At 61.8% G+C, this 17,089-nt stretch carries 19 protein-coding genes; 10 read left to right on the top strand and 9 right to left on the bottom strand.

Annotation, left to right across the window (positions count from 1 at the left end; all coding sequences use genetic code 11):
- The first annotated feature begins 362 nt into the window (after positions 1–362).
- Together AC0L26_RS03825 and AC0L26_RS03820 are read left to right on the top strand one after the other, a co-directional pair.
- The gene (locus AC0L26_RS03825) at positions 363–1,976 is read left to right on the top strand and encodes an adenylate/guanylate cyclase domain-containing protein (protein ID WP_473631321.1); all 1,614 of its coding nucleotides are present in this window, start codon (positions 363–365) and stop codon (positions 1,974–1,976) included.
- 72 nt (positions 1,977–2,048) lie between these two features.
- Entirely contained in the window at positions 2,049–2,333 is a 285-nt protein-coding gene (locus AC0L26_RS03820) for a hypothetical protein (protein WP_473631320.1), read from the top strand.
- A gap of 78 nt (positions 2,334–2,411) precedes the next feature.
- Here the strand turns inward: AC0L26_RS03820 and AC0L26_RS03815 are convergent, their stop codons facing one another.
- From AC0L26_RS03815 to mddA, 4 genes are all read right to left on the bottom strand, one after another.
- Positions 2,412–2,999 (bottom strand): histidine phosphatase family protein, encoded by a 588-nt coding sequence (locus AC0L26_RS03815; RefSeq protein WP_473631319.1) that lies wholly within the window; start codon positions 2,997–2,999, stop codon positions 2,412–2,414.
- A 46-nt stretch (positions 3,000–3,045) separates the two neighbouring features.
- A complete protein-coding gene (gene fabI, locus AC0L26_RS03810; RefSeq protein ID WP_473631318.1) occupies positions 3,046–3,864 on the bottom strand; it encodes an enoyl-ACP reductase FabI in 819 nt (272 codons plus the stop codon).
- Between the two features lie 139 nt (positions 3,865–4,003).
- Positions 4,004–4,807, bottom strand: coding sequence for a class I SAM-dependent methyltransferase (locus AC0L26_RS03805; RefSeq protein ID WP_473631317.1), 804 nt, complete (start codon positions 4,805–4,807; stop codon positions 4,004–4,006).
- 106 nt (positions 4,808–4,913) lie between these two features.
- Complete coding sequence (mddA, locus tag AC0L26_RS03800; RefSeq protein ID WP_473631316.1) at positions 4,914–5,648, bottom strand: methanethiol S-methyltransferase; 735 nt, start codon at positions 5,646–5,648, stop codon at positions 4,914–4,916.
- Positions 5,649–5,829: 181 nt separating this feature from the next.
- Here mddA and AC0L26_RS03795 point away from each other — a divergent pair, with 181 nt between their 5' ends.
- Positions 5,830–6,471 carry a TetR/AcrR family transcriptional regulator gene (locus AC0L26_RS03795; protein ID WP_473631315.1) on the top strand — a complete coding sequence of 214 codons (642 nt, stop codon included), beginning with the start codon at positions 5,830–5,832 and terminating at the stop codon, positions 6,469–6,471.
- Between the two features lie 48 nt (positions 6,472–6,519).
- Here AC0L26_RS03795 and AC0L26_RS03790 read toward each other — a convergent pair whose 3' ends face one another.
- Both AC0L26_RS03790 and AC0L26_RS03785 read right to left on the bottom strand, forming a co-directional pair.
- Positions 6,520–7,440: a DnaJ C-terminal domain-containing protein gene (locus AC0L26_RS03790; RefSeq protein WP_473631314.1), complete on the bottom strand. Its 921-nt coding sequence runs from the start codon at positions 7,438–7,440 to the stop codon at positions 6,520–6,522.
- Positions 7,441–7,540: 100 nt separating this feature from the next.
- Positions 7,541–8,017 carry an RT0821/Lpp0805 family surface protein gene (locus tag AC0L26_RS03785; protein ID WP_473631313.1) on the bottom strand — a complete coding sequence of 159 codons (477 nt, stop codon included), beginning with the start codon at positions 8,015–8,017 and terminating at the stop codon, positions 7,541–7,543.
- Positions 8,018–8,057: 40 nt separating this feature from the next.
- Here AC0L26_RS03785 and pdxH point away from each other — a divergent pair, with 40 nt between their 5' ends.
- Together pdxH and AC0L26_RS03775 are read left to right on the top strand one after the other, a co-directional pair.
- Positions 8,058–8,675 (top strand): pyridoxamine 5'-phosphate oxidase, encoded by a 618-nt coding sequence (gene pdxH, locus AC0L26_RS03780; protein ID WP_354494369.1) that lies wholly within the window; start codon positions 8,058–8,060, stop codon positions 8,673–8,675.
- Between the two features lie 85 nt (positions 8,676–8,760).
- Positions 8,761–9,393: a LysE family translocator gene (locus tag AC0L26_RS03775; RefSeq protein WP_473631312.1), complete on the top strand. Its 633-nt coding sequence runs from the start codon at positions 8,761–8,763 to the stop codon at positions 9,391–9,393.
- Between the two features lie 13 nt (positions 9,394–9,406).
- On the opposite strand, the gene AC0L26_RS03770 is transcribed toward AC0L26_RS03775, so the two are convergent.
- On the bottom strand, positions 9,407–10,159 hold the full coding sequence (locus AC0L26_RS03770) for a crotonase/enoyl-CoA hydratase family protein (RefSeq protein WP_473631311.1): 753 nt from the start codon (positions 10,157–10,159) through the stop codon (positions 9,407–9,409).
- A 54-nt stretch (positions 10,160–10,213) separates the two neighbouring features.
- Positions 10,214–11,983, bottom strand: a complete 1,770-nt coding sequence (locus AC0L26_RS03765) for an acyl-CoA dehydrogenase (RefSeq protein ID WP_473631310.1) — start codon at positions 11,981–11,983, stop codon at positions 10,214–10,216.
- Positions 11,984–12,192: 209 nt separating this feature from the next.
- Here AC0L26_RS03765 and AC0L26_RS03760 point away from each other — a divergent pair, with 209 nt between their 5' ends.
- From AC0L26_RS03760 to AC0L26_RS03745, 4 genes are all read left to right on the top strand, one after another.
- The gene (locus AC0L26_RS03760) at positions 12,193–12,429 is read left to right on the top strand and encodes a hypothetical protein (RefSeq protein ID WP_473631309.1); all 237 of its coding nucleotides are present in this window, start codon (positions 12,193–12,195) and stop codon (positions 12,427–12,429) included.
- 42 nt (positions 12,430–12,471) lie between these two features.
- On the top strand, positions 12,472–12,804 hold the full coding sequence (locus AC0L26_RS03755) for a type II toxin-antitoxin system TacA family antitoxin (RefSeq protein ID WP_473631308.1): 333 nt from the start codon (positions 12,472–12,474) through the stop codon (positions 12,802–12,804).
- Entirely contained in the window at positions 12,801–13,304 is a 504-nt protein-coding gene (locus AC0L26_RS03750) for a GNAT family N-acetyltransferase (RefSeq protein ID WP_473631307.1), read from the top strand. Before AC0L26_RS03755 ends, AC0L26_RS03750 begins: the two co-directional genes overlap by 4 nt.
- A gap of 195 nt (positions 13,305–13,499) precedes the next feature.
- Complete coding sequence (locus AC0L26_RS03745; RefSeq protein WP_473631536.1) at positions 13,500–14,606, top strand: glycoside hydrolase family 25 protein; 1,107 nt, start codon at positions 13,500–13,502, stop codon at positions 14,604–14,606.
- Positions 14,607–14,626: 20 nt separating this feature from the next.
- Here the strand turns inward: AC0L26_RS03745 and purD are convergent, their stop codons facing one another.
- Positions 14,627–15,904 (bottom strand): phosphoribosylamine--glycine ligase, encoded by a 1,278-nt coding sequence (gene purD / locus AC0L26_RS03740; RefSeq protein ID WP_473631306.1) that lies wholly within the window; start codon positions 15,902–15,904, stop codon positions 14,627–14,629.
- Between the two features lie 163 nt (positions 15,905–16,067).
- Between purD and ubiA the strand changes: the two genes are divergently transcribed.
- Positions 16,068–17,051 (top strand): 4-hydroxybenzoate octaprenyltransferase, encoded by a 984-nt coding sequence (gene ubiA / locus AC0L26_RS03735; protein WP_473631535.1) that lies wholly within the window; start codon positions 16,068–16,070, stop codon positions 17,049–17,051.
- Positions 17,052–17,089 lie beyond the last annotated feature (38 nt).

Here is a 17,089-nt window from a genome sequence, read left to right as displayed (position 1 = left end):
TCCGCACAATCATAGCCCGAACAATGGCAAATTCCAACGGACCTCGTTTTTGCTCTAGATCACTGCTTGAGGGCGCGCTTGGTTCGGTCGATAAGGAAGGTGCTTCTGAGCGGGCGAGGAATTTCTGCAATAGGGGCAACTGCGATGTCCGCGGTTCGCGCTGGCTAAGTCTGCTATCGGGCGATAGCAAGATTGATCCAACGGCCGACGTGAGGCGCAAAGCTGCCGCTTTCGCGGGCGCATAGGATGCACTCAGACACCTTGTAACGTGCGCGAATTCCAGCGCGTGCTTTAGCGACACAGTATCGGAACTAATTTCATGCAATCTTGCGCGGCAACTCAGCTAACCAAGGGTCATTGCTGTGACAAGCGCGCAACCGGCTTCAGAGGAAAATAACAACATTCGGGAGCGTCGCATCTGGCCGGCTGCGATCGCGGTGATCCTGCTCCTAGTGACGCTTCCAGCTGCTGTCCTCCTCGACCTGCGTGACTTCACGCATCAACTATCCGAACGTCAAGCGAACGACATCAGCAAGATCATAACTGACATTCGCACGTTCTACGCCAATGACGTGGTTGGGCGAATCGTCCAAGCGGACGCGCATACGAAAATCACCGCGACCGATAACTACCGCGACGTTGCTGGCGCGATACCAATTCCAGCGACGTTCTCGCTGGAAATCGGGCGTCTCACGAGTTCGCGTGACAACACTGTCCGGTACGAATTTGTTTCCGACTATCCTTTCGCCGGGCGGCCTCCACACAATCTCGATGACTTTCAATTAAAGGCATTGGCATCATTTCGTGCCGACCCGAATGTTCAAACGCTTGAGGCGACGGAAGGTGGCTGGAGTCCGACCGTTCGGCTGGCTTCGCCGATCCGCATGACCGCCGCCTGCGTAGCATGCCACAACTCGCATCCGGACAGCCCAAAGAAGGATTGGAACGTCGGTGATGTCAGAGGGATTCAAGCTGTGTCTGTCTCGCAGCCCCTATCTCAAGGGTCAATCGGCTTCCACTATCTCTTCGCATATTTTGCGGCCGCCATAGCCACAGGAGTTGCATTCATCGTAATGCAGTGGCGGCAGTCGCGCGAACTCGCCCTGGTCAACGGCGAACTGAAGGTGGCCAACAACTTCTTGGCAACGGTGTCGCTTAAAATCGCAAAATATCTCTCGCCTGAGATCTACAAAAGTGTGTTCAGCGGCGAGCGCGACGTGAAGGTGACTGCAGAGCGAAAGAAACTAACCATCTTCTTCTCCGACATCGTGGATTTCACTGCCACGACCGAGCGTATGCAACCTGAGGAACTGACGGCCCATCTCAACGAGTATCTAACAGAGATGTCGCATATCGCAATTTCTCATGGCGCCACCGTGGACAAGTTCATCGGCGATGCCATTCTCGCGTTTTTCGGCGACCCGCAGACGCTTGGCCCGCGCGAAGACGCACGTGCATGTCTGCGTATGGCCTTGGCCATGCAAAAGCGTTTGGAGCACTTGCAAGTCAAATGGCGGCAGCAGGGTATCGAGCACCCCTTTCGTGTGCGGATGGGAATAAACACCGGCTACTGCAATGTCGGCAACTTCGGCAGTGACGATCGTATGGATTACACCATCATCGGCGCCGAAGCTAACCTCGCCGCTCGGCTGCAGAGCATTGCACCTGCCGGCGGAATAATGCTCAGCTACGAAACATATTCCAACGTGCGGGACATGGTCGAAGCGTCGGCAGGTGAGCAGATCAGCATGAAGGGGATCAGCAGACCGATCGTGCCTTATACGGTGCGGGGTGTCCGGGAACAGTTGCGCGACGACACTGTCATAACAGAAATGGACGAGGGCATGTCGTTGACGCTCGATACCGCCGGGCTCGACCCCGCCAGGGCTGCGCGTCTGCGCGACAAACTTCAGTCGGCGCTGGCTCAACTCGAGGCTAAGTTGGTTGTGCCTTCTCCAAAGGAAACGAGCGGCTAGCGCATTGGGAGGAGCCGATACGGCCCCGACGCTCACGACCGGCGAGCACATCAAACAGTTAGGGCTAGAAAGATGAAGACTGTTTTATTCGCGGTCGTTCTCGCGGCAATGGCAACGGTGGCAATCGCGCAAGACGCGGAAACCGTGACCGTCGGCTTCACCGGTGTGGCGGGCAAGGACAGTGGAACAGCTCAGTTGACGGCAACGCCGGGCGGCTTGCTAATCGAGCTTGAAATCACCGGCCTACCTTCCGGCCAGTGGGTAGCTTTTCATATCACGAGGCCGGCTCTTGCGACCACAATTCGGGGCACGAGTCCGCTGGCGGTCATTTCAATCCCGGGGGGCAGGAATGCCTGATTTGAGGGGCGAAGCGGCTATTCACGCCATCAATGTCTGAGAGGGGGCTAATCGCTCAGAGCGATTGGATTTCGACCCTCAAAGCCACTCCAGGCGCCGGCCCTCCAGCCGGAGCAGGCGATCCTGCGGCACGTCCAGCCTAACCGCCTCTTGCGTGGACATCCCTAGCACCAGGCGGAACAGCGCGCGCACGACACCACCATGGGTCACGCAGACGGTGTTGCGATCGAGCGCGTCGAACCACGGCTTCACCCGCTCGAGCAGCGTCTGGTAGCTTTCGGCACTTTCGCCGGGCGGCTGGAAATTCCATTTATCGAGGCGGCGTTGCCTGGTCGAACCGGGATCCCTCGCCTCGAGTTCGGCAAAGGTGAAACCCTGCCAGTCGCCAAAGCTCAACTCGACGAGCAACGGCTCGGTACGATAAGCTTGCGGATCGAGGCCCATCGCCATGCGAACGCGTTCCATGGTCTCACGCGTTCGCCGCATCGGGCTGGCGACAAAGTCGAACTCTTCGGGGTTATGAACGATTTCGGCCAGCCGATGGCCGTTGCGGGAGGCCTGATCGCGGCCGAGCGCGTTGAGATCGGTGTCGGCCTGTCCTTGCAGCCGGGACTCGGCGTTCCACTCCGTCTGGCCATGGCGCGCGATGTAGACGAGCGGATACATCAGGTCTTTCGGATAACGGGAGCAGGCGAGGTGCTTGTCGAGGAAGCTATTCCTTGACGGTCGAGATATCAGGCGCGTCGACCGCCTTCATGCCGACGACATGGTAGCCGGAATCGACATGGTGGACCTCACCGGTAACGCCGCGTGAAAGGTTGGACAGGAAATAGACGGCCGAATCGCCGACCTCCTCTTGCGTCACGGTCTGCTTCAGCGGTGAATTGTACTCGTTCCACTTCAATATGTAGCGGAAATCGCCGATGCCGGAAGCAGCCAGCGTCTTGATCGGGCCGGCGGAGATGGCGTTGACGCGAATTTTCTTGGCGCCGAGGTCGACGGCCAGGTAGCGCACGCTGGCTTCGAGCGCCGCCTTGGCGACACCCATGACGTTGTAGTGCGGCATCACTTTTTCCGCACCGTAGTAAGTCAGCGTCAGCAGAGAGCCGCCACCGGTCATCAGCGCCTCGGCGCGCTTGGCGATGGTGGTGAAGGAAAACACCGAAATGTCCATGGTGCGCAGAAAATTGTCGCGCGTCGTCTCGACATAGCGGCCTGTCAGTTCGTCCTTGTCGGAAAAGGCGATGGCGTGGACGAGGAAATCGAGCTTGCCCCAATGCTTGGCGATGTCGTCGAAAACCGCATCGAGGGTTGCCGGATCGGTCACGTCGCAATGGCCGGCAACATGGGCGTTGAGTTCCGCCGCCAGCGGCTCGACGCGCTTCTTGAACGCCTCGCCCTGATAGGTCAGCGCGATCTCGGCGCCGTGGTCGACGCAGGCCTTGGCTATGCCATAGGCGATCGACCGATTGTTCGCGACGCCCAGGACAAGCCCGCGCTTGCCGGCCATAATGCCTTGTCCACCCGCCATGTGAGCGCTCTCCGCAAGATCTTCTGCTTTGTGGAGTGCCTATCGCACAGGCAAAACGCCGCATCAAGCGCAGACGGCCAGCGAGTTCAAATCAGTCACGCGGCGTGAACGGCGGACAGGACGGGCGTTGGAGCGAGCTTCAGTGCTCTGGCCAGCGTGCCTTGACGGCCCAGGCTCGCGCAACCAGACGAATAGGCTGATCTGTTCCAAGCGTATGTGCCAGATGTGCCTTCAGTGCGGCTCGCTTCTCCTGCGGCAGACTGCTGCAATAGCCGGGTGCCGGCCCCGCGCCGAGCGTGAACGGCAGCCAGAACGCCTCGAAATCGGGGAATACCGTTTCGATTTCGAGCGATTCGATGACCGGTGACATCAAACCCGCCGCATGACAGATTTCGGCAAGCCCATCCCGGGTGCAGAACGGAAACCGCTTGCTTTCGTCCAGCGCAGCGGCGTCGCGGTCGATTGCAGCCGCTTTCCAGAAGGCATCGATGAAACCCATCCCGCCGCCGGGATAGTCCCAGACATAGAAGGCCAGCAACCCACCCGGCTTCAAAACCCTGCGCAACTCAGCCAATGCCGCCTGCCTGTCGGGGACGAAATTCAAGACTAGCGCCGAAGCGACGATGTCGAAACTGGCATCGCTGGCCGGAAGGGCTTGCGCGCTTGCGATCTCGAAGCGGACGCGCTCGTCGTGGATTGCCGAGCGGGCGTGCGCCAGAAACCCTTCCGACGGGTCGGTCGACAAGATTGATCGTGGCGAACATCCGCCAAGGATCGCCGCCGTCAAGGCGCCCGTGCCGCAGCCGACATCAAGCCAGGCGGCGTCCCGCGACGGGCCCAGCCAATCTACGAATTGATCGGCGATCCGCCTGCTCCAGCGGCCCATATAGTAGTCATAGTTCTGACCAACGCTCCATGCATCGAATTCGGCAGACTTGTTCATTCTCTCTCCGCGGCAGGTCAGCATTCTCGACGCACACGGTAACAGTCCCGTGCCTCAGGCGAGGCTGTCTCGTATCCCGTGCCGGGATTTGAGCCGAAAATGCTGCCTATTCGGCAACTTTGCGCCAGGGGAAGAGCATTCCCACCTGTTTGCGGTAGAGACGGTACCGATCGCCGAACAGCATGACGAGATCCCGCTCCTCGAGGAAAATGCCAAGCAGGATGTAACCGGTCGTGCCGAGCGAAAACAGAAGATGGCCCCATGTCATCGACGGCGTCGCCCAGAAGGCCAGCAGAAAGCCGACATAGATCGGATGCCGGACCCATTTGTAGAAGAGCGGCGTTCTGAAGACGGGAGGCGGCAGTTCCTTCTTGCGCAACGCGGCGAAGGCCTGCGACAGGCCGAACAGTTCGAAGTGGTTGATCAGACAGGTGCTGATCAGCAAGATCGCCCATCCAAGCCAGAATACGCCATGGATGACGGCGGTCCACAGTGGGTTCTCGATCGTCCAGACAAGTCCGGGGATCGGCCGCCATTGCCAATAAAGCAGCAGCAGGATGAGGCTGGCCAGCAGCACATAGGTGCTGCGCTCAGCCGACCTCGGCACAAGCCGCGTCCACCATCGCTTGAAGGCCGGGCGCGCCATGACGCTGTGCTGCGCGGCGAAAAGACCGAGCAGCAGCGTGTTGACGATCACGGCTTCGACCGGACTTCCCACGGTTCCGGAATCGATCGATTTCGGAACCACTAGATTGCCGACGAAGCCGACGGCGTAGAGAAACGAGCCCAAAAATATGACGTATGCGACAATGCCGTAAATAAGGGTGATTACGCCCGCCATGCTCCCCCTCCTTGCAAGCATAAAAATTCGGTCGGTCGACCGAATTCACATAACATCACAATTAGAGAAGAGAGTCAACTTGATCGGTCGCTCGACTGAAGTAAGGTGGTGAGACGCGAACCTGGACAGGAGAAATCATGCATCACCAACAGCGTGCCCATTCGAGCAACGGGCACACCGCATGACAGACGTCGCAGACAAATCTGATGCGACGGGTTCGAACAACAAGGTAAGGCGCGACACACGCGCCGAACTGCTGGCGGCAGCCGAGATTTGCCTGCATCGGGACGGTTTCGCTGAGTTGTCGACGCGGCGCGTTGCCGAGACAGCGGGCGTTCCCCTCAGCCAGATCCACTATCATTTCGGCTCCAAGGAACGCCTGATCCTGGCCCTGCTCGATCATTTGAACGAGCGCCTGCTAAAGCGCCAGGCGGAAACATTTGCAGCACCGATGCCGCTGTGGCGCCGTTGGGAACGTGCCTGTGATTTCCTCGATGAGGATTTGGCGTCCGGCTATGTTCGCGTCCTGCACGAGATGATCGCAGCCAGTTGGTCGAGCCCCGAGATCGCCAAAGCGGTGCGCCGCGATCTGCGCGGCTGGTTTGAGCTCCTGGCCGGGCTGGCGGAAGAGGCGGGCCGACAATTCGGCGGTCTTGGGCAATTTTCTGCCGCCGAAGTGACTAGCCTCGTCAGCGCCGCCTTTCTTGGAAGCGAGACGATGATCCTGCTGGAGATCGAGAGCCGGCACGTTCCGGTGAGGCAGGCGCTGCGCCGCTTTGGCGAAACGATCCGGCGAATGGAGGAAGCGGCTCCAAAAAACTAGATCATGCACCAGGAGGGAGGCAGCGCCGGTCGCGAGCTGCAAGAGGCGTCAGCGTTGCCGGTTGCGCATCAGCGCTTCGAGATCGCTGTCGCCGTCTTCAGGCAGCATCAGCCGCACATGGGCGTAGAGATCGCCGTGACCGCCGACTTTTTCCGGCAGGCCCCTGCCCTTCAATCGCAGGACCTTGTCCGAGCTCGACCAGGCGGGAACATTGACGGCAAGCTTGCCGGTCGGTGTTTCAACCGCCACCTTGGCACCCAGCACGGCATCCGCCAGCGCAACCGGCAGGTCTGCATGAAGGTCGCGGCCTTCGACACGATAGCGCGGGTGCCGCCGGAAGCGGATCTTGACCAGCGCGTCGCCCGGCTGCCCCGGCCCTTGCTCGCCCTGGCCCTTCAGCCGGATGGTCTGGCCGTCCTCGACATAAGCTGGCAGCTTGACGGCGACCTTGCGTCCGTCGGGGAACATCGCCGTCACCTTCTCGGCGGTCGCCGCTTCCTCGATGGTGACGTCGAGCGTCACGTTCAGGTCGGCGCCGGACGGCGCCTGTCGGCCGGCGCCCGTGCCGGCACCGCGAGAGAAGGTCTCGCCGAAAATCTGACTGAAGATATCGCTGTTGCCGTCGAACGGATCGCCGCCCGGACGGCTTGAGCGAAACTCGAAGCGCGAACCGCCGGGCCCTTGCTGCCGGCGAAAACCGGAGAAAGGATCGGCGCCGCCCGCCGCACCCTCGAAGCCCTGGAAGCGCGGCTTGCCGTCGACGTCGATCTCGCCGCGATCAAAAGCCGCACGGTTCTTCTCGTCGCCGACGATCTCGTAAGCCTGGTTGGCCGCGGCAAACCGCTCCTTCGCCTTGGGATCCGGATTCTGGTCCGGATGATAAGCCTTGGCGAGTTTACGGTACGCCGATTTTATGTCCTTGGCCGATGCGTTCTTAGCAACGCCCAGCACCTCATAGGGGTCGCGCATGCTTCCTGCCCTGGAGATGGAGTTAAGTCCACGATTGCCACCTATATGCGCTCGCATAGGAAGAAATTCCAGTGGCGCGTGGTCGTATGATGGCGGAAAATCAGAGCGCTTTGAAGTCCTGCATCCGCCAGGCGCCGGCGCCCGCCAGGCATACCTCACCCTTGAACAGGGCGACGCCATCGAAACTTTCGCGCGAGGCGGTAAAGCGGCGGCAAAGCTGGCCGTTGTCCCTGGACTCCGCCAGTTCGGTGATCGAGCCGCGCGAACCGGTATCGGAATTCGCCCAGGGAACCGCCTGCCCGCCAAGTTCCTGAATGTCGGCGGAAGACACCGCGTTGCGAATCGTCGTCTGGTCCGAGACGCGATCCTGATCGATCGGCGAGGCAGAAGCAGGCGTGCTGCTGGTCAGGATCGTACGGTCGACCTCGGCCTGCTCCAGGCTGAAGCCGCCGGCACCGCACGCAGCAAGCGGCAGGACGGCCAACGCGATCGCGGCGGCCTTGACCGCAGCCTGGGCGCTGGCCGAAGCAATAAGGCTCCATTGCCCGCTGTCAAAAGGTTGCGCGATGCGCGACAATCGGCAGTCTCCCCAGCCGGCAACAGAATTTGGAAAAACTATGAGCGAAACCGAGTTAACAAGCGGTGACTTTACCGAGGCTACCGAGCCATTCCGCCTCTTTGCCGCATGGCTCGACGATGCGACGAAAAGTGAGATCAACGATCCCAACGGCGTGGCGCTGGCGACCGTCGATGCCGAGGGCATGCCGAATGTGCGGATGGTACTGCTCAAGGGGTTCGATGAAAGCGGATTTGTCTTCTACACGAATTTCGAAAGCGCCAAAGGCCGCGAGATTCTTGGCAGCATGAAGGCGGCGATGTGCTTCCACTGGAAATCTCTGCGCCGGCAGGTGCGCGCGCGTGGACCGGTGGAGATCGTTACCGAGGCGGAAGCGGACGCCTATTATGCGACGCGTCCGCGCGGCAGCCGCATCGGCGCCTGGGCGTCGAAACAGTCGCGGCCACTGGAGAGCCGCTTCGCACTCGAAAAAGCCGTTGCCGAATACACAGCGCGCCACGCGATCGGTGAGATCCCGCGACCGAAACACTGGTCTGGCTTCCGGATCGTGCCGCAGACGATCGAGTTCTGGCACGACCGGCCTTTCCGGCTGCATGACCGCCTCGTTTTTTCCCGTAACGCTGAGGGCGGCTGGGACAAGACGAGGCTCTATCCCTGAGCCTTTTCGAAGAATCCCTGAGCCTTTTCGAAGACCGGGCGGCAAGATATGGTTTCATGCCGCTCCGGTCGCAAAAGGGTGAACCATGAGCCTGTTCCTGGCATTCCTCGGCGTCTCGTTCGTCGTCCTCGCCACACCCGGACCGGACACGGCCATCACCATTCGCAACGCACTTCTCGGCGGGCGCGCCGGCGGCGTGTTCACCGCGCTTGGTATCGCCAGCGGCCAGACGATCTGGGCATTGGCCACCAGCGCCGGCATTGTCGCTTTGCTCGTCGCTTCGGAACCGCTTTTCCTCGCCCTCAAATATGCCGGTGCTGCCTATCTCGTCTATCTCGGCGTCAAGGCGCTGCAAGAGGCGTTGCGTCCGTCCCACGAAGCGGAGGCGTTGACTGTCGCCAAGCCTTCGCGGCGGCTGAGGGCGGCAAGCGCCTTTCGCCAGGGCCTGATCAGCGATCTCGGCAATCCAAAGATGGCCGTGTTCTTCGCCAGCCTTTTGCCCCAGTTCGTGCCACCGGGTGAGGAAAGCTTCGCCGCGTTGCTTAGTCTGGGCGCGGTCTTCGCCATCATGACCTTTACCTGGCTGACGCTCTACGCAACGGTCGTCGCCAAGGCCGGGGATTTTCTGCGCCGGCCATCGATCCGCCGCGTCATCGAAGGCGTCACAGGAATGGTGCTGATCGGCCTCGGCATCCGTATCGCGACCGAGCACCGTTAGCCGCGATCCTGATTCACCCTTTCTTCCTGGTCATGAAGGCCGTCAAGGCAGCGCGCGCCTCGTCGGATTTGAGCCGTTCTCGGAAATGCTCGCTCTCCTCACGGATGCGGGCGACGAGGTCTTCACGCGAGCCGCGCATCAGGTCACGCGCGATCTTCAGCGCTTGCGGTGGCTTGGCCGCGATCTGGCCGGCGGCGGCAAGCACGGAGGTTTCAAGCTCGCTCTCCTCGACCACCGCGTAGATCAGTCCGGCGGCCTTCGCTCGCTCAGCCGAAAAGCCTTCACCGAGACCAAGCAGCGCGAAGGCGCCTTGTCGGCCCAGAATCTCAGGCGCAAGCAGGCTCGACCCGGCCTCCGGGACCAGGCCGAGATCGACGAAGGGCGTGCGGAACATTGTGCGCGGCGTGGCGAAGGTCAGGTCGCAATGCAGGTTGAGCGTGGTGCCGATGCCGACCGCGATGCCATCGACGCCTGAAACCATGGGCTTTTCCGTCCTGGCCAGCGCCATCAGGAAATCCCAGACCTCGGTGCCGCCTTCGCCGCCGGTGGCAATAACCATGAAATCGGCAAGATCGTTGCCGGAAGAGAAGGCGCCGGGCACGCCCAAAAAGACATGGACGCGGACCGCCGGATCGGCGTCGCCCTCGGCAAGAGATTTAGACATTGTCGCATACATGGCGCGCGTCAGCGCGTTCTTCTTGTCCGGGCGGTTCATGCGGATGATCTGGATGGCGCCCTGGCGCTCGACGAGGATATGCTCTGTCACGGGTGATCCTTTGTGAACGTCAGGCCCTTTTGGAGCATCAGGCCTAGTGAAACGCTAGGCAGAAATCAGCGTCTTGCCGGCGGCGGCGAGGCTTTCGCCGCCGCCGATCACGCGCTCCTTCAGCGCGCCCGCTTCGCCAAGCAGGTTTTCGGCGAAGAAACGGCAAAGGGCGATGCGGCTTTGGTCGGAAAGCGCGCCGCGTGCCAGATAGGCGCCGCCCGCCGCAAGCGAGATCAGCCTCAGATACGGCGTCGCACCGGCCAGCGCCTCGTCCGAGCGCCTGTCGGCAAGCAGCCCTTGCAGGAAGCGCGTCGCTTGGCTGAGGTCGTCGAGCGCCTTGTCGAGACCATCGGCGGTGCGACCAAAACCTTGAAGATTTGACGTCCGCACTTGATTGGCGACCACCTTCAGCTCGGCGATGTAAACATGAATGTGCTCGCCGCCGCCAAGCGGCAGCTTGCGCACCACCAGGTCGATCGCCTGGATGCCGTTGGTGCCCTCATAGATCGGCGCGATTCGCGCGTCGCGATAAAGTGCTGCCGCACCCGTCTCCTCGATGAAACCCATGCCGCCGTGCACCTGCAGCCCGAGCGAGGCGACCTCGACGCCGACATCGGTCGAAAAGGCCTTGGCCAGCGGCGTCAAAAGATTGGCGCGTTCCTGCCAGTGGCTGGCCTCATCGCCACTGGTTATGCGCGCATGATCGATGGCATGCGCGCAGGAATAGCTGATGGCGCGCGCAATCTGGGTCAGCGCTTTCATGGTCAGGAGATTGCGCTGCACGTCAGGGTGATGGACGATCGGCGCCATGCCGTTGCCGTCATAACTCGCAGCCTTGCCTTGCCGGCGGTCATTGGCGTAGGCGAGCGCCTTCTGCGTGGCCGTTTCGGCCACCGCTACGCCCTGGATGCCGACGGCGAGCCGCGCATTGTTCATCATGGTGAACATGCAGGCGAGGCCCTTGTTTTCCTCACCGATCAGCCAGCCGATCGCGCCAGGCACCATGCCTTCGAAACCGTCGCCATAGATCATGGTGCAGGTCGGCGAGGCGTGGATGCCCAATTTGTGCTCCAGCCCGGAGCAGAAGACGTCGTTGCGTGCGCCCAGCGCGCCATCGTCGCCGACAAGGAATTTCGGCACCAGGAACAGCGAAAGACCACGCGTGCCAGCCGGCGCGTCCGGCAACCGTGCCAGCACCAGATGGATGATGTTGTCGGTGAAATCGTGCTCGCCATAGGTGATGAATATCTTTTGCCCGAAGATGCGGTAGGTGCCGTCGCCGGCCGGCTCGGCGCGGGTGCGCAAGGCATTCAGGTCCGAGCCCGCCTGCGGCTCAGTCAGGTTCATCGTGCCCATCCATTCGCCGGAGACGAGCTTTTCCAGATATTTGGCCTTCAGCGCCGGCGAGGCGTGCTTGTCGAGCGCTTCGACCGCCCCCATGGTCAGCGTCGGGCCGATACCGAAAGCCATGGCGGCGGAGTTCCACATTTCGAGCGCGGCGACGCCCAGCATGGCCGGCAGCGCCTGGCCGCCGAATTCCTCCGGTGCGGACAGCGCGTTCCAGCCGCCGTCGATCCAGCGACGATAGAGTTGTTTCCAGCCGGGCGGCGTGGTGACGGCCGCGTCCTTCAGCACTGCGCCTTGTTCGTCGCCGATCTTATAGAGCGGCGCAACCTCCTCCGTGGCGAAGCGGCCGGCTTCCGCCAGAATGGCATCGACCAGGTCTTCGCCGAGGTCGCCAAAGGTGCCGGCGTCGAGCGCCGGTTTCAGGCCGGCCACATGCTTCAGCGTGAAGGCGATTTCGTCGACTGGTGCCCGATACATGCCGCTCGCTCCTCCTCCGTCCGGCACGCAACTTAAGATCCGTGCCGCAACAAAGCCACCCGCTTCGGGTCTCCCCTTTCGGCTTCTTTTTACGTAAACGTCAAATTTTGTCACGCAGATTTTGCAATTGCTGCGACACACGTTAAATTCGGCAAAAAGCCGGACAAGTTCGACCGGCGACGGATCAAGAATACCGGATCGGACCGCCCGTGCTCGCCAGACCTGACGCCTATCGCTGCATCGAATGCGGCCTGCCCTACCGAGCGGCAGGTTTTTGGTACCATCACGGGAAGATCGAGGATGGCGCCGCCTATTGGTCGGATCGCGGCATTCTGTGTTCGCCGCAATGCTCGCTGGCCCATAACCGCAAACGCGAGGCCGAGGGAACGGTTCCGCAAGCGCCGGCGCCCGATCCGTTCCAGATCCAGCCGCTCTCGCGCCCGTGACGGCGGCCAGCGGTCATATTGGGAAGAGAGATCGCACTTGATATGTACGGCTATATACCGTACATATCGGCATCAGAGGTGACTGTGATGCCAAACCAACAGGCCCGTACGGCCCGTCTCGAAGCTCGTATTTCGCCGGATATGCTGAACGTGGTGAAACGTGCTGCCGAAATCCAAGGCCGCAGCGTCAGTGACTTCGTGGTCGCAGCCGCTCAAGAGGCGGCGCAGCGCACGATCGAGGATACCGCCATTCTGCGTATTTCCATCGATGATCAGCGCGCCATGATGGAGGCGATTCTCAATCCACCCGAGCCCAATGAAGCGCTGCGCAAGGCCGCCGACGCTCACAAACGGCTTGTCGTCGAGCCGCGTTGAATTTCGCCCTCATTATCGAACCACTCGGGGGGTCGCATGAGCGCAAGGCGTTCAGCTGCGGGGTGTTGGCGCTTGATCGCTATGTCCGGGAACAAGCCAGCCAGGATGTCAAACGCCGAGTAGGCAATTGCTTCGTTGCCGTGGATCGCGATGCGGGAGCCATTGCCGGGTACTACACTTTGGCGGCGTCGAGCATACCGATCTCGTCCTTGCCAGAAGACCAAGCAAAACGCCTGCCGCATTATCCGGTTCTGCCCGCCATATTGATTGGCAGACTGGCAGTCGATGTCAGATACCAGGGACGGCAGGTCGGGTCGGCGTTGCTCGTGGATGCGCTACGACGCAGTGTCAGTGCTGCTCCTGCGTCCTTCGCGTTGATTGTCGATGCCAAGGATGACCAGGCGGCCGCTTTCTATCGCAAGCATGGCTTCACACCCTTGCAGAGCCGTCCGCTATCACTGTTCTTGCCCATAGCAACAGCATTGAAACTATTCGACTGACAATCGTGCTCGTCGCTTTGCCCTCAAAAGTGCCACAATGATGACCTCGCCAGCCCCAACTCAGCCTCTTGCGGACCCGAAGTATTTCCTTAACCGTGGCGGTTCAGGATTGGTGTTTAGCCAGCGGGGATTTCCTGTTTGAAAAAACCGGCGCACCCACTTCGCCGCTCAGCGCTTCTCGCTTTCATTGCGGCGATGGCGCTGACGCCGGTGGCAGAAGCCTCGGATTTTTCCGAGCCGTGGAAGAATGCCGACCGGGCGCTGGTGATCGATGCCTACGAATATAATTCCATCGACTGGGCCGAGCTTGCGACCGACAAGCGCATCGTCGGCTTCATCAACAAGGCCTCGGATGGGATGCCGCCAGCCTATTTCTGTTTCGGCGCCGAGACCGAGACGAGGCTCTGCAAGACGCTGTGGAAGCGCCATGCGGTAGCACAGGAACTGTTCCAGACGCGCAAGGTGGTGGCCAAGGCGCTCGGCCTGAAATGGGGCGCTTATCATCTCGCCCGCCCCGGCGATCCGGTGGGACAGGCCAATAATTTCATCAACTTCGCGAAGCCTGGGCCGGATGACCTGCTTGCCCTCGACATCGAGGACGATGACCCCACGAAATGGATGTCGCTCGAGGATGCCGAAGCGTTCGTGCGCCATGTGCATCGGCGGATTGGCCGCTTTCCCGTGCTCTACACCAACGGCAAGACCGCCAAGCACATCGCCGACAACAAGTACAAATACCGGCTCCTGTCGCGGCTACCGCTCTGGTATGCGCGCTACAAGCCAGACATCGGCGTGCATTTCCCGATGGGCAACTGGCAAGGCTACGCACTCTGGCAGTTTTCGGCAAAAGCCAATTGCGGGCGGTTCCGCTGCCCTTACCGGGTGGCTGGCACGCCCAACGATATCGATGTCAATGTCGCACCGATGGATGCCGCCGCATTGCGCGCGCAATGGCCCTTCGGCGGCCTGATCGACGTGCAGCCGGATTACCTCGCCTCGATACCGGTGCCTCTCTCGCGCGAGGCCGGGCTAGCCGGCAATGCCATTACCTACGCCACCGTGGCGGTACCACCGCCGAGCTTCACCGAAATGATCGCCACGTTCAGCGCACGCTGGACCAAATTCCGCAGCAGCTTTCAAATGGCTTTTGTAGAGGCAGCGCCGCGCCTTTCGCACGGGATCGCCGAGTATGTGGCCTGGACGCGGAAGGAAAAGCCCTCCGCATCGGCCTCCGAAGCGGCGCGCGCCGCCAGCGATCCGGTCAGCACCGCATCGACCGAGTTCGACCGTGGGCTGCGCTGAATTCTAAAGCCGTTGAAGGATCAGCGTGTCTGCTCGCGCGCAACAGCCTGCCAGCCGATGTCGCGGCGGCAGAAGCCTTGCGGCCAATCGATCCGGTCGAGCGCGGCATAGGCTCGCCTCTGCGCCTCGCCGACCGTGCCGCCGACAGCCGTGACGTCGAGCACACGGCCGCCATTGGCGACCAGCGCGCCGCCGTTGATGGCGGTGCCGGCATGAAAAATCTCGACGCCATCGCCCGCGGCCTCTTCGACGCCGCGGATCACCGAACCCTTTTCCGGCGTGCCGGGATAGCCCCTGGCCGCCATCACCACGGTAAGCGCCGCCTCGTCGCGCCAGCGCACTGAGCTATGCGCAAGCTGGCCGTCGGCAGAAGCGTTCAGCAGGACCAAGAGATCATCTTTCAGCCGCATCATCAGCACCTGACATTCCGGGTCACCGAAACGGGTGTTGTATTCGATCAGCTTCGGCCCCTTGTCCGTGATCATCAGGCCGGCGAACAGCACGCCGGAAAACGGCGCGCCAAGCTCGGCCATGCCGCGCATGGTCGGCTCGACGATCTCGCGCATGGTGCGGCCGATCATCTCCGGCGTCATTACCGAAGCCGGCGAATAGGCGCCCATGCCGCCGGTGTTCGGGCCGATGTCGCCGTCACTGAGGCGCTTGTGGTCCTGTGCGGTGCCGAACGGCAGCGCGGTGACGCCGTCGCACAGGCAAAAGAAGCTCGCTTCTTCGCCGGTGAGGAACTCCTCGACCACGACCTCCGCGCCGGCCTGTCCGAAGGACCCGTCGAAACAGGCATCGAGTGCCGCCAGCGCCTCGGCCAGCGTCATGGCAACAGTGACGCCCTTTCCGGCGGCGAGGCCGTCTGCCTTGATGACGATCGGCGCGCCCATCTTTTCGACATAGGCCCTGGCCGACGTCAGGTCGCCGAAACGGCCATAGGCGGCGGTCGGGATGTCGTATCTCGCGCAAAGGTCCTTGGTGAAACCCTTCGAACCTTCCAGCCGCGCCGCAGCCTTGGACGGGCCGAACACGCGGATGCCTGCGGCGCGAAGGTCGTCGGCAATGCCGGCGACCAGCGGCCCTTCCGGCCCGATGACGACGAGGTCGATGTTTTTCTCGGTGCAAAACCGGGCCACCGCCGCATGACCTGCAGTATCTAGCGTCACCAGTTCAGCTTCGCGGCCGATGCCCGGATTGCCGGGGGCCGCATACAGCTTGGTCAGCAGCGGCGAGGCCGCGATCTTCCAGGCCAAGGCATGTTCGCGGCCGCCGGAGCCGATCAACAAAACACGCATGCCCAGATTCCTTGCCATTCCATGATCAGCACTGCGCTATTGCGACCCGGATGATGGGTCAAGACATTTTGGCAGACTTTGAGAGCAATTCCATGCGGGAACGGGAATGTATCGGCCCGGCTTGCCGCTTGACGGCGTTCGCCGCGGCTGCCACTTCAGCGCAATGGAAACCGTCCAGTCGAAAGCGGCCCAGGGCCGCGTCGCCGATGCGCCGAGCGGCCACTGGGTCTACCGCATACTGCCACGCTGGCTGTGGCCCTATGCGCAGCTTGCGCGATGGGACCGGCCAATCGGCTGGCAGCTGCTGCTGTGGCCGTGCTGGTGGTCGGCTGCCCTTGCAGCAAGCGCCTACCCTCGCCCCGGCGACCCGGTTCTCTCGCTACTGCCGACCCCCTGGTATCTCGGGCTGTTCCTGGCCGGCGCCATCGCCATGCGCGGCGCCGGCTGCACCTACAACGATCTCGTCGACCAGGACATCGATAACCAGGTGGAGCGCACGCGCTCGCGGCCGCTGCCGGCGGGAAAGGTCACACGCCGGCAGGCCTGGGCATTTCTCCTTATCCAGGCTTTGGTCGGCCTCGCTGTACTTCTGCAGTTCAACAGCTTCGCCATCCTGCTCGGCGTCTGTTCGCTCGCGATCGTCGCCATTTATCCGTTCATGAAGCGATTTACCAACTGGCCGCAACTCGTTCTCGGACTCGCTTTTTCCTGGGGTGCGCTGATGGGATGGGCGGCGGAGTTCGGCGACATCGATGGCCCGGCCGTCATGCTCTATATCGGCTCGATCCTGTGGGTGATCGGCTATGACACGATCTATGCACATCAGGACAAGGAAGACGACGCCATCGTCGGTGTGCGCTCGACCGCACGCCTGTTCGGCGACAACACCAAGGCCTGGCTTGTCGGGCTCTATGGCGGAGCGCTGGTCTGCTTCGCCATCGCCTTTGCGTCGGCGCAGGCGCCAGTGCCGGCGCTGGCCGGGCTGGTCGCCGCCGGCGCTCATATGACGCGGCAGATCGCCGTGCTTGACATCGACGATCCGGACCAGTGCCTGCGACTGTTCAAGTCGAATAACCAGGTCGGCTGGCTGATCTTCCTTGGCCTGATCGGTGGTGCGGTCTGGGCGGCGCTGAAGCCGCTGGTTTAGGCTCCCGTCTCCCCTTCTTGTGGGAGAAGGAAGAGGCG

The sequence above is a fragment of the Mesorhizobium sp. WSM4823 genome, assembly GCF_055811195.1.
The sequence above is the reverse complement of the archived record's forward strand: the minus strand, read 5'-3'. Positions and strand labels throughout refer to the sequence as shown.